At 39.5% G+C, this 13446-nt stretch carries 8 protein-coding genes; 4 read left to right on the top strand and 4 right to left on the bottom strand.

Annotation, left to right across the window (positions count from 1 at the left end; genetic code table 11):
- Positions 1 to 84: 84 nt before the first annotated feature.
- The 3 genes from EGC86_RS09660 to pssA form a co-directional block, all read right to left on the bottom strand.
- Positions 85 to 444, bottom strand: coding sequence for a hypothetical protein (locus EGC86_RS09660; RefSeq protein ID WP_011637384.1), 360 nt, complete (start codon positions 442 to 444; stop codon positions 85 to 87).
- A 150-nt stretch (positions 445 to 594) separates the two neighbouring features.
- Positions 595 to 1398 carry a tRNA-uridine aminocarboxypropyltransferase gene (locus tag EGC86_RS09655; RefSeq protein WP_123777389.1) on the bottom strand — a complete coding sequence of 268 codons (804 nt, stop codon included), beginning with the start codon at positions 1396 to 1398 and terminating at the stop codon, positions 595 to 597.
- 71 nt (positions 1399 to 1469) lie between these two features.
- Complete coding sequence (gene pssA / locus EGC86_RS09650) at positions 1470 to 2810, bottom strand: CDP-diacylglycerol--serine O-phosphatidyltransferase (RefSeq protein WP_011637382.1); 1341 nt, start codon at positions 2808 to 2810, stop codon at positions 1470 to 1472.
- A 611-nt stretch (positions 2811 to 3421) separates the two neighbouring features.
- On the opposite strand from pssA, the gene dacB reads away from it, so the two are divergent.
- The 4 genes from dacB to katG all read left to right on the top strand — a co-directional run bounded on the left by dacB (position 3422) and on the right by katG (position 11170).
- Entirely contained in the window at positions 3422 to 5086 is a 1665-nt protein-coding gene (dacB, locus tag EGC86_RS09645) for a D-alanyl-D-alanine carboxypeptidase/D-alanyl-D-alanine endopeptidase (RefSeq protein WP_123777388.1), read from the top strand.
- Positions 5087 to 5355: 269 nt separating this feature from the next.
- Positions 5356 to 6768 (top strand): hypothetical protein, encoded by a 1413-nt coding sequence (locus EGC86_RS09640; protein ID WP_011637380.1) that lies wholly within the window; start codon positions 5356 to 5358, stop codon positions 6766 to 6768.
- 627 nt (positions 6769 to 7395) lie between these two features.
- Positions 7396 to 8757, top strand: a complete 1362-nt coding sequence (locus tag EGC86_RS09635) for a putative bifunctional diguanylate cyclase/phosphodiesterase (protein ID WP_245423130.1) — start codon at positions 7396 to 7398, stop codon at positions 8755 to 8757.
- Between the two features lie 226 nt (positions 8758 to 8983).
- Positions 8984 to 11170, top strand: a complete 2187-nt coding sequence (katG, locus tag EGC86_RS09630) for a catalase/peroxidase HPI (RefSeq protein ID WP_123777387.1) — start codon at positions 8984 to 8986, stop codon at positions 11168 to 11170.
- 127 nt (positions 11171 to 11297) lie between these two features.
- On the opposite strand, the gene EGC86_RS09625 is transcribed toward katG, so the two are convergent.
- Positions 11298 to 12944: a methyl-accepting chemotaxis protein gene (locus EGC86_RS09625; RefSeq protein ID WP_123777386.1), complete on the bottom strand. Its 1647-nt coding sequence runs from the start codon at positions 12942 to 12944 to the stop codon at positions 11298 to 11300.
- Positions 12945 to 13446 lie beyond the last annotated feature (502 nt).

Genomic DNA, 13446 nt, shown 5'->3' with positions numbered 1-13446 from the left:
ATTGATAAAACGGTAAGCTTTAGCACTATGGGAATAGTTAACATACGGTCTAAAGTGCTATGAAAGGAATGTAAAACACATGACCTACGTTTGCCGTTTACGGGCAATATATTGATTAATCAATTGGGTCAACTTATCTTCAAAACGCTCTTCTATGTCATCAAGATCTTGATCGAAAGAACCAATAAACTTAACCGCTTTGTCACGAGACAACACTTTACCTGCAAGACTGTATTGAATTTCTACTAAGCTTTTGTCTAAGCGAGGCGCAAGAAACCAATGACACACATCAGCATTTAAGTTTACTAATGCTCGCTCGGCTATTTGGCAAAAGGTGTTGATATGCTCAGCACCATCGGGCCCTAAACAACCGGGTTCAAGACGACACAAAACAACTAATTTTTTAGTATTTATCTCTCTAGCACTGTTTATCAACTCTTCCATAATGTGTACGAAACGGTCCTTAATAAAATCCTGTTGATTAGAATGTTACCTAAGTAAATCTTGTAACCTCATTGCAATAACTAACACCACTGGGGTTCAGTTAGCATCGCGTAATTTAGCAAAATATGCAACCGTTTGGCGCCGACTAAGCTATTTTTCAGCGCACTCATGACTGGCTTTTAATGCTTGTTTAAAAGCATTAATAAACTCAGCAATAGGCGTTAAGGTTTCTTTTGCTCGACGGTTACGCCCAAGCAATGAAGATTCTACGAATAAGTCAAACCAAGTCGATAATGCTAAACCATTTTGAGGCTCTTGAGCTGCGGTTAATGCCATTGCCGCGACTTCTGCCGTGCCCAGTTGAAAATCATGACTGCCTTTACGAAGAGCGTAAGTTGCTAAAGTTTCTGGTGCAAATGAAAGCACTGGCATTTGCTGTAAATACGGGCTTTTACGGTACATTTTAATGGCTTCACGCCAACTACCATCAAGCATCACCAACAAAGGTATTTTAGTTATGCCCTGCTCAGTGGTTAATGAAGTGGCCGTTATTTGCTCAACGACGACTTGATCGTTTTCAACATATTGTTGTGGGAACACTAAAAAGGGTTGATATGTTGGATTAGATAATAAGGCCAACATTGCAGTGTCTGTCTCGGTTCGAGTCCATAAAAACGCATGAGTGTCAGGAATTAAGTCGGCAATCAACCTACCACTATTGGTTGGTTTCAACACTTCATCGTTATACATAATCAACATAAAACTGGTATTGGTGTTTAAGTATTGACGATGTTTGCAGGTGCAAAATAATTCACCCAAGAGGCACAAATTGCATCTAACAAGCTTCTTCCCTCGCGCTCCAAAAGGCTTCGTCGACAAGGATTTTCGATATTCATGCAAACGGTGAACTGCATGAATTGGCGCTTTAGTGGGTTTACTCGGCAGTTCTGACATTTGGCAACTCTGAGATGAAAAAAGTTCATCACCAATATTGGTGATGAACTGATAAATGCATTAGGAGGAAATTATAGAATACGGCGTAATAAAAAGTCTGCTTTTAAACGGCGAATTCGATTCATGATTTTTTTCACCGGTTTAGGGTATTTCTGCAAAGTATCAATTTGGCTGTAATGGAATAATCGCTCAGTGTGTAGCAAGATATATTGCTGCTCCTGGATAAACGACTCTTTCCAGCATCCTGACTCATCATGCAATAATAAGCCATTTTCTAAATCCAATGCCCACGCTCGTGGGTTTAGGTTCGAACCTGTTATCAGATGTTTTCTATTATCGGCGCTGATGCCTTTCAAATGAAAACTGTTAATACCATCTTTCCATAGATGAATATTCAGTTGTCCGTTCTCAATAGCCCATTGCTGATTTTTGGCAAATTTACGCAGTGATTGCTCGTACATGTACGGCAACGCACCAATCGTTGAAAAATCTTGATCCGGCGGAATGTAGAAGTCATTCGCCGTTTTATCACCGACAACAATATCAATTTTTTTGCCATCACGCAGATGTCTTGCTAATGCACGAGTTAAAATTGTCGGCGGGTTGAAATAAGGCGTACAAATAAACAACTCTTTAGTCGACGAATCAACCAACTTAACAATAGTGTCATTTAATTCGTTGTTTTTTCTACCTAAACCCATCAATGGCGTAACACGATTACCCACTGTTGTAGAGGTATACTGATAACGAGCCTGTGATAGACGATGTTTAAAACTTTTTACATCGTTCTTTTCAGGGTTATCTTCATTGTCTGCCGCTTGACTTAAAACACTCACGGCAGGATCGCTAACAATATCCTGCTTTATCATGTCACGCATACTGCGTGCTAGTTCAGGACAATCGATAACATGGTATCTATCGAAACGGTATTTTTCTTGCTCGTGTAAATAAATGTTATTAATACTCGCACCACTGTAAATAACAGTGTCGTCAATGATAAAACCTTTAAGATGCAGTACACCCATAAATTCGCGAGACTTTACCGGTACACCGACAATATCAAACGGGTGCGATGCTTGATCCATTAATTGACGATATAAAATATAGTTACCACTGTCACCCTTTTGACCTATTAGGCCTCGGCGTGCACGATGATAATCAACTAACACTTTGATATCTAATTGTGGGTTTTGGTTTTTTGCGTCTAATAACGCCTGTAATACCTCACGGCCAGCTTCATCATCTTCAACATATAATGCTGCGATGTAAATTGAAGATGTTGCCGATGCAATTTTAGTTAGTAAGGCTTGCTTAAAATCTTTTGGCTTAAGCAACCAAGACACAGCATCTGCATTTAGGGCAATACCACCTAGCTTATCCAGCAAGGCATCCTCCTTAAAATGGGTGGCCATTACGATAATCAGTAATGGGATCAAATTTAAAAAACATCACAGCGATATATTGTAATTGTAAGTACGCTGTTCAACTGTTTAGCAAGTAACACATGCCATGTTTACTGATAAATTGAGGGAATAAGTAACTTCAACCTCAATTGATGATGTTTCTTTTAACGCAATATCGATAGTGTTAACGAGATAACCTTTGCAATGATAAATATCATTGTTAGATGGTTTATCCTGGTCAGTCTATCCGCTCTAATCAACTTATATCACGCCACAACATGCTGTAAAATTGTACTATTGCAGCTCTTAGGCATCTAAATCTGACAGAGTGAGCGAGCTTGGCGTTCTGTTAAGCTGATAGAAATTACCGACTAACAAGGTGATGAGCAAGATTTTTCTCACTTAACGGCGGTTTTAGTACGCTTTTTTGTTGTTAATTTGCGCAATAAAGCAAGATTGCTTGCTAACTAGCCAACTAAAACACCAATGGTAATGAAGTAAACACCAATTTACATAATCATAAATAAGGAAATATAACCAAAAATCATCAAATGCGTATCAGGCAAGGATATCATCAGCTAACATAACCTATCGTTACTGAACTCTTGTTATAGGCTTTTATGAATTCCATTCTTTTTTGTCTCCCCCAGCCTCGTTTCTTTCATGAACAACCATCTTTGCGGTTCACTCAAGCCTTATGTCTGCTAGGAGCATTTATTACCTCAAGCCTGCCCAATGTATCGCTCGCAGCAGAAGTCCCCAGCCAGGTAGCACTGAGTCAGCAACAAACAATCAATAGCGATAATATTAACCAGCAACCTACAGCATTGTATCTTGATAATATGCTGCAGCTACTAAAACCAGCACATTCACAGCTAGGCATCACAGTGTGGGACATGACGACTCAAAAAACAGTATTTGAGTACAACAATCAATCGTTAATGCAGCCGGCAAGTGTTCAAAAACTATTAACCGCATTGGCTGCAACTAAACAACTCGGTAAAGACTTTACTTACCAAACTCGCTTAACCACGTTAGCCCAGCAACCGCTGGATAAAAGTTTGATTGAAAATGGCATATATTCTGGCGACATTTACATAGAATTTAGTGGCGATCCAACCTTAAAATACCAAGATTTGCGACAGTTACTTGCCTCTTTAAGTCAGTTAGGTATTACTGAGCTTACGGGGAATATTGTATTAACCAGCGAGCAAGATAGCCAACTGCAGGCGCCTGGTTGGGTATGGGATGATTTAGGGATCTGCTACGCGGCGCCAATATCGCCTTTCATCATTGATAAAAATTGTGTCTATGGTCGATTAGCAACAACGGGCTACAATAAAGTGGCCAACATCACCATGATGGGAAATCGGCCCATTGAAATCAGCAATGATGCTTATTTTGTCACCCCAATTGTCAACCGACCTGTCGCTAAACCCGCTGTTCAGACATTAACTGATGCGGTTGTGCTTCCTGCATACCTCACGGAATCAGTACCACAGTGTCAATTAACGTTAAGTCGTTTCGATAATAATCGCTATCATCTGAGTGGCTGTCATGTCGGGGCTAAATCGTTACCTTTAGCAATAGCTATTACCGAACCACAATTGTACGCGCAACAGATCGTAGCCAAACAATTGGCTTCTTTAGGCATTGTGCATCAGCAACCCATTACAGCAAGTATAATAAACACAGAAGCGCAGTTTATGGCTCAAAGACAAGTCATCGCCAGCCACCAATCTGCAGCCTTGCCTCAGTTACTTGAAACCATGTTGCTCAAATCAGATAATTTAATTGCCGACAGTTTATTAAAAAAATTGGGTGAGGTTTATTATCAAGCACCAAGTGACTTTGCCCGGAGTGGCCAAGCATTGAAAACCATTCTGTATTCAATTGGCATCGATTTATCAAATGCAAACATCGCTGATGGCTCTGGTTTGTCGCGTTATAATTTACTCACGCCTGAACATGTATTAAGTGTACTGACTACCCTATACCAACAACCTGAATACCGCTTCTTACTCGAGTTGTTACCACAATCTGGTGTAAGTGGTACTTTGCGCTATAAACGCTATTTCAATAAATCTCCGTTGAAAAACCACGTGTTTGCTAAAACTGGCAGTATGCTGGGCATTGCAAACTTAGCGGGACGAGTTAATGTCAGTAATGGTCATGATTATTTATTTGTTTTATTCGAAAATGGGTTAAGTCCGCAGATTAAAAAACAACAAAAAGCGCCTTTTTCGGCGGTGTTTTTGCAAACCATGATGGATGTCCCAAGATAACCTGTACTAGAGATAGCATCACCATAGCAGCCATATTTTGCTAAAACGGTGGCTGCTATCTTCTGCTTAATCTAAAAATAACGATTATGGCCACCAGCATCGGTGACCTGAGTAAAAATGATACTTTAAACATCAATAAAGTAACAAATAACGTAAAATCATCATTATATCGACACAATTTTCCTTTCAGCACTAGCGCATATTTCAACTTGCTATAACATTGTTAGCCGTAACCTTAAGATATGAATATTTTATCGTGTGGAGATAATATGGATAAGCAAGTGAGTTCGCGTGGCACCAAAGAAAAAGCCCTTCGTTTAAATCTAGACGAAAAAAAGTACGGCACCATTGTCGAAATTGGTGCCGGACAAGAAGTCGCACGTAACTTTTTTGTGGCTGGCGCCGCTGCGGGAACAATAGCTAAAACCATGTCAGCCTACGATATGAAGTTTTCTGACGCGATTTACGGCGTGCAAGAAGATGGACGCTATGTCAGTAAAGCCCGCGTATTAGCAATGATGGAGCAGGAGTTTGACCTTGTTGTCGATCGTGTCGGCGGCGTTCGTTCAAAATCATCACGTTATTTCAGTTACGCAACAACCGTATCGGCTAAAAGTTTTAATCGTAAAAATGAATGCCATGCGTGGTGTGGTGTGCGGATTCAAATGTACCCTGGTGCAGAGCCTTCTAATATTATTGTCCATGTGCGCATGTTTGACGATACCGCTGAAGCTCAGCAGCAAGCGCTAGGTATTTTAGGTGTAAACCTTATTTACGCCAGCTACTATTATTTTGAAGATCCAAAAATGATTATCGATTCGTTAACCGATAACATGAAAGCCAATCGGATTGAAATTGACTGTATTGACTTTCAGGGTCCCTACTTTGAAGATGTCGACAATCAAGCAAAGAATATTCATCTTATTCGCAGCTGGAAAACTCGCGCGATTATGTTCAAAGCTGATGGCACAGTCGCGGTACCTGCCGATATGCTGTACAAAAAGAACGTGTTAACCATTCGAGGTTCATTTAAACCTGTTACCAACCTTAATGTTGATATGATCCAGCAAGGCTACAAAGCCTTTTCGACATTAGAAGGGGTAACTGATAAAAATACCGTATTAATCGCAGAAATATCACTGAATGACTTACACGGTAAAGATGCCAATATGACCGAAAAGGACATTATGGAACGGGTTAAATTGCTTAATTTATTAGGCTATAACGTGATGATTTCTGATTACACCCGCTATTTCTCATTACGTGCTTATTTCCGTCAGTACACCCAATTGCAAATCGGCATTGTGGTGGGTATTGTTAACATTAAACAAATTTTTGATGAAGAATATTATCGTGGGATGGAAGGCGGAATTCTCGAAGCTTTTGGTAAGTTATTTCCTGATAATACGCGTTTATTCGTCTACCCAGAACGAGATGAAAAGGGTGAGCTAAATGACTTAAACACTGTCAGCGTGCCTAATAATTTGCGTTATTTATTCCGCCACGTGCTCGATAACGGCTTTATCACCAGTATTGAATCAAGCAATCTTGATTTGTTTAATATTTTTTCTCGAGAGATTTTACAGCAAATTTGCCGCGGTCAAGGAGAATGGGTTGGCGCCGTCCCCGAAGCTGTCAGTAAAGCCATCATGGAACAAAAATTATTTGGTTACCGCGGCTAATGAATATAGAGCAACTTTTTACGATAACTAAGATGCCATGCCTTGGTTAGTTACGCTGGGATTGAGTATTAGGCATTAGGTGAAAAATGATAACTTATCAGTGGGTAAACAATTGATTCCATTTTTTACTTTCATTATGCAAAAAGTTCGTTAATACACTATTGTTAAATGGCTAACCTATATGAGGTTAGCCATTTTTTTATTGGCATTTTATTCACTAAAAGTTAATTTACTGTAATCAAATTTAAATGCGCTACCGTTAATGACTCTAGGCTACCCACACGGACTTAACCACACACGTTAACATTTAAATTAATACCATCATTAATGACTGCTCGTCCGTTTTTAATGTTCACCCTTACTAACCACAGGAAATAGCGATTGTTGCAGATATTGGCTTTATCTATGCTTATTTTAGGACTCGGCATGCTGGTCTTTAGTTTAAGAGCAGTAAATAAAATTTGTATTAAGGACAATAATACTGGCTGGCGAGTATTGAGAGGGTTGATCTTCTTTTTCGTGTTGGGCTATTTAGGCGTTTTTTATTATCTGAGTAAACAATCAAATTTAGCTGTATCTGATATCATTTTTTGCATCATTATGTTCTGTGGAGGAGGATTTGTCGTTTTGGTAACTCGACTGAGTTTATTGAGTTTAGTAAAAGTCGAAAAATTGGTCATTAATGAACGTAGTAATGCTTTACACGATAGCTTAACAGGCCTACCTAACAGAAAATACTTAATGGATTCATTAAGCCAGCATGTCAATGCTGGGCTGCCATTTAGTCTACTGCTGATTGATTTGAACAAATTTAAGCAAGTCAACGATGCATTAGGCCATTACTATGGTGATTTATTGCTTATCGAAGTCGGTAAAAACATCTCTGAACATTTACCCGATGATGCACAGTTATTTAGACTAGGCGGAGACGAGTTTGCCGTCATTGTCACCCAAGTAGAATTAGAACCCCTTCAACACACCATTAACACAATCCATTTAGCACTTGAATCAGCATTTTGTATTGAAAACTACGATTTACTTGTTGGTGCAAGCATTGGCTTAAGCCACTTTCCTATTCTTGCAAATGAAATAGGTCTGCTATTACAACAAGCAGATATTGCAATGTACTCAAGTAAGAAGTTAGCCACCTTATACACTATTTATGACCTGACTCTTGAAAACAATGCTGCCGAAAAAATGAATATCAGTGCTTCATTAAAACGTGCCATTGAACAACAAGAATTTGAACTCTGGTATCAACCTATCATTAATTTACGCAACAACCGTCTTTATGGTGTTGAAGCGCTTATTCGCTGGCCTCGGCCAGATGGCAGTTACACCCCGCCAAGTGTGTTTATTCATATCGCGGAACAAACCACTCTAATAAACCAAATAACCGACTGGGTTATGCAACAAGTTGCAAAGGATGTTGAACATTTTGAATCCTTAGGACTATCTCTCTGTATCCACCTAAATTTATCAGCTAAAGATTTGCAAGACCCCAATTTGGTCAATAAAAGTATTTCTCTTGTTAAGGGTAATCATTCATCGCAGAAGATAATGTTTGAGATAACCGAAAGCGCAATGATGACTAACGTAGAGCAAGCTAAAGATGCCATGGCACAGATTACTGCCGCAGGTGGTACATTCAGTATTGATGATTTTGGCACGGGGTTTTCTTCACTAGAACTATTGCGAGACCTTCCTGTTACCCAAATTAAAATTGACGGCTCATTTATCAACAGTATTCATCATAGCGATGCTGACTTGGCGATAGTTAAATCGGTAATATTTCTGTCAAAGCACTTGAAATGTAACGTTGTAGCAGAAGGTGTAGAACGAAGTGCAACGACAACATTATTGGCATCACTTGGTTGTGATCTTGCCCAAGGTTACTACTACAGTAAACCAATACCCATTTCATCTTTTGCCAATTATATCCAAGAACAACAATCAGTAAGCGCCGTAGCCAATCAAAATAGCTTTTAATGACTTGGATCATGTCTAATACTAAACTTTTGGCCTAATCTCTATCAACAATTGTTCTATTATTGAACGAACCTTAATGCTAAAGTGACTAATCTTACTCATCAATAAAACCGATTAGCTGGACCAATAAAAATCGCTTTCATTCATAGTCACAGTCAGTTAGCCTGTTAACTCAATCCAGTGATGCATAAAATTTATGCTATTTTTAGTGATAAGGGAACCTATCATGGACAAAGCACAACATACCCAAGGCAAGTGCCCAGTAGCTCACGGTGGCAATACCACAGTCGCAAGCGACGTAATGGAATGGTGGCCTAATGCGCTTAATCTCGATATTCTTCACCAGCATGACAATAAAACCAATCCAATGGATCCAAATTTCGATTATCGCGAAGCTTTTAAAAGCCTCGACCTGTCTGCGGTAAAACAAGATCTTCGCGCGTTAATGACTGATAGCAAAGATTGGTGGCCAGCCGACTGGGGCCATTATGGTGGTCTGATGATCCGTATGGCTTGGCACTCTGCTGGAACTTATCGTATGGCAGATGGACGCGGCGGTGCTGGAACCGGTAATCAACGCTTTGCGCCCCTCAACAGCTGGCCAGATAACGCCAATTTAGACAAAGCTCGTAGATTACTGTGGCCAATTAAAAAGAAGTATGGCAATAAATTGTCTTGGGCTGATTTGATCATTCTCGCCGGTACCATCGCTTATGAATCCATGGGTCTAAAAACCTTTGGTTTTGCTGGCGGCCGTGCTGACATTTGGCATCCGGAAAAAGACATTTACTGGGGTTCAGAAAAACAATGGCTGGCAGCAAGTGACTCAGATAACAGCCGTTACTCTGGACAACGCGACCTTGAAAATCCATTAGCTGCTGTGATGATGGGGTTAATTTATGTCAATCCTGAAGGTGTAGATGGTCAACCGGATCCGTTAAAAACTGCACAAGACATTCGTGTCACCTTTGAACGCATGGCAATGGATGACGAAGAAACTGTCGCCCTTACTGCTGGTGGACACACTGTCGGTAAATGTCACGGTAATGGTAGTGCTGAAAACCTCGAAGCCGCTCCAGAAGGCGCAGAGCTTGAAGACCAAGGTTTAGGCTGGTTAAACAAAACAAGCCGCGGTATTGGCCGCGACACCGTAACAAGCGGTATTGAAGGCGCTTGGACAACCAACCCAACTCAGTGGGACAATGGCTACTTTGAGTTATTGCTTAACTACGAGTGGGAACTTAAAAAGAGCCCTGCTGGTGCATGGCAATGGCAGCCTATCAACATCAAAGAAGAACATAAGCCTGTTGACGTTGAAGACCCATCGATTCGCCTAAGTCCTATCATGACCGACGCTGATATGGCAATGAAAATGGACCCTGAATATCGAAAGATATCAGATCGCTTTTATCAAGATCCAGCTTACTTCTCAAAGGTGTTTGCCCGCGCTTGGTTTAAATTAACCCATCGTGATTTAGGCCCTAAAAGTCGTTATCTTGGAACTGATGTTCCTGCTGAAGAATTAATTTGGCAAGACCCTATTCCACAAGTTGATTACAGCTTAACTGAACAAGAAGTTACCGATATTAAGGCTAAAATCTTGGCCAGTGGATTAAGTATTGCTGAACTTGTTGCTACCGCTTGGGACAGTGCCCGCACTTTCCGTGGCTCAGATTTTCGTGGCGGAGCAAACGGCGCCCGTATTCGCTTAGCGCCACAGAAAGACTGGCAAGGTAATGAGCCGGCAAGATTACAAAAAGTATTAGCCGTGTTAGCGACTATTCAAGCAGGCTTAACTAAATCTGTCAGTATTGCAGACTTAATTGTACTCGGTGGCACTGCTGCAGTAGAAAAAGCAGCTCATGCGGCTGGAGTCCACGTTAAGGTGCCTTTTGCCGCTGGTCGCGGTGACTCAACCCTAGCACAAACAGATGTTGAATCTTTTGACGTATTAGAGCCACTACACGATGCATTTAGAAACTGGCAAAAGAAAGACTATGTTGTTCAGCCAGAAGAAATGATGCTCGACCGTACTCAATTAATGGGACTAACCGCGCATGAAATGACGGTATTGGTGGGTGGTATGCGAGTACTAGGTGCCAACTACGACAACAGCAAACATGGCGTATTTACCGACAATGTTGGTGTGTTATCAAATGACTTTTTTGTCAACTTAACTGATATGTCGTATAACTGGAAACCTGCAGGTAAAAACCTTTATCACATCGTGGATCGCAGCACCGATAAAGTGAAATGGACTGCTACCCGAGTCGATTTAGTCTTTGGTTCAAACTCTATTTTACGTTCGTATGCAGAGATTTATGCGCAAGACGACGCAAAAGAGAAGTTTGTTAACGATTTCGTTAAAACATGGACTAAAGTAATGAATGCAGATAGGTTTGATCTTCATTAAGGACTAAAGCAAATTAACCACATATAAGCCGTGACATTTTAATTGTCACGGCTTTCTATTTAGATTGTTTATCATGTAACAAAGCCAATATCAGGTTTGTTAATAACCTTAGTCATTTAGTTAGCTGTTACACTTTAAATGTCGAAATGAGTAAGTCTAAATCTTTATAGCCATTTTTAATTTTTTCACTTGTTGAAAAAATCTCATCACTTTTCTTCAGATTATCAACAGATATATCGCTAATGCGAGTAACATTAATATTCAATTCAGTTATCACAGCACTCTGTTGCTCTGTCGCTGAAGCAATATGAATATTCATCTCTAATATCTGATTAATTGATGACTTAATAACACCCAATGCATCTGCCACTTTAATTGTTTCCGTTACAGATTCTGATGATTGAGTTCTGGCACGAACAACGGAGGTATTAACACTTTCAACTGATTCTCTTAACTCATCAATTATGCTGTCGATCTGCTGAGTAGATTCATGTGTTCTACTCGCTAAAGAACGTACCTCATCAGCAACAACAGAGAATCCTCTACCAGCGTCACCAGCTCTGGCGGCTTCAATCGCAGCATTCAAAGCAAGTAGATTAGTTTGTGCAGCAATACTAATGATAACGTCTAAAATAGTACCTATTTTTGCAAAGTTAGTTTGTAACTCTTCCGCAGCATCGGTGGTGATTAACAGCTCTTCAGATAAACCATTGATTTTCACTACTGCTAAATCTACTACACTGTTAGTTTTATCAGCTTCATCATTAGCAATATTTGCACTATCCGCTGCATTTTGTGCATTAGCTGCAACCTCAGAAGCAGCCATAGACATTTCATGAATCGCCGTTGCTGCGCTTTCGGTTTCACGTTGCATATTATGCGTTATCGTATTCGCTTCGGAGGAGATATTTTCTAACGCTAAGGCAAGGTCACGGCTATGAGCCCCAGATTTTGAGACCTCTTTCACTAATGTCTGAATTTTAGTCACAAAAATATTAAAATAACCAGCAAACTGTTTTAGTTCATCATTCCCTGATTCTGACAAGCGCAAGGTTAAATCCCCCTCGCCTCGAGCAATGTTTTCAAAAGCAGATATGGTTTGTTGTAAGGGAACGGTGATACTTCTTGAAATGATGATAAGTAACAATAATACTGGCAAACCAACGATAATAGTTACAAGTAGATATTCCTTCGAAAAAGCAAGTTTATCTTGTTCAATATCATCGATAAAAATACCGGTTCCAATCATCCACCCCCAAGGCTCAAAGCGTTTTACAATTGATACTTTAGGACTAGACACTTTTTCATTCGGTTTATTCCACATGTAGTACACAGTGCCATATTTATTATTAGCAGATTGTTTTATAAATTCTTTTGTTATCAAAAGCCCAGTAGGATCTTTCATGTTTATTACATTGACACCAACAATTTTGGCCGCAAATGGATGCTGTAACATCACGCCTTCAATACTTTGGGTCAAATAATACTCTTTACCCTCATAGCGTATGTCATTTAACGCCCCTAATGCCGCTGATTTGGCATCTTCCTCAGACATGACGCCATTTTGAGAAAGAGTGTAGTATTGAGTCACAATCGCTTCAGCAACGTCCACTAATGCGATTAACTTTTGCTGCTTCTCTTTATGCAATAAGTTATCCATATTATTTAGTGAAAACAAGAACATAACGATAGTAGCAAGACCTGCAATACAGAGCATTAGTAATAACCGACTTGAAATTTTTATTCGTCGAAATAAAGAATTAATAGTATTCATTGCTGTTTTCTCAGTTAATTAGCACGATGAGCTGATGTATTTTTGTTACATCGGTAATTAAGAATTCTTAAAATGAGAAAATAAATTAACAAATTTTCTCATTTTGAACACTTGACTCAAATTAGCTACATCTGATTGTTAATACATAGTTCACAAATATACACAGACTGAGATATAAACAATTAACAAACAAAATTAGCGCATTATCTAATATAACTTTCTGCAAGAAATGCACCGTTTGTAAAATTTACCCTTCAACTCACAGAAATTCTATCAATAAGAAGACAATATGATTGATAAAATAAAAATTTAGGTAGTTTGTGATATACATATTCGAAAATCAGAATTAATATTACGATAACTTTTGTAAGTCGATAACAGCAAATATTAAATATAGCGTTTTATGGTTACTTCATAAGTAATTTTTAGAACTACTCCGCTTACTTGTTAATAGCAAAAATGGACAAACCTAACATGTCCACAGCAGTCTTTTCTTATTAAA

Source organism: Shewanella frigidimarina, assembly GCF_003797125.1.
GTDB classification, from domain to species: Bacteria; Pseudomonadota; Gammaproteobacteria; order Enterobacterales; family Shewanellaceae; genus Shewanella; species Shewanella frigidimarina.
Note: the sequence above shows the minus strand (reverse complement) of the source record. Positions and strands in the feature narration are given on the sequence as shown.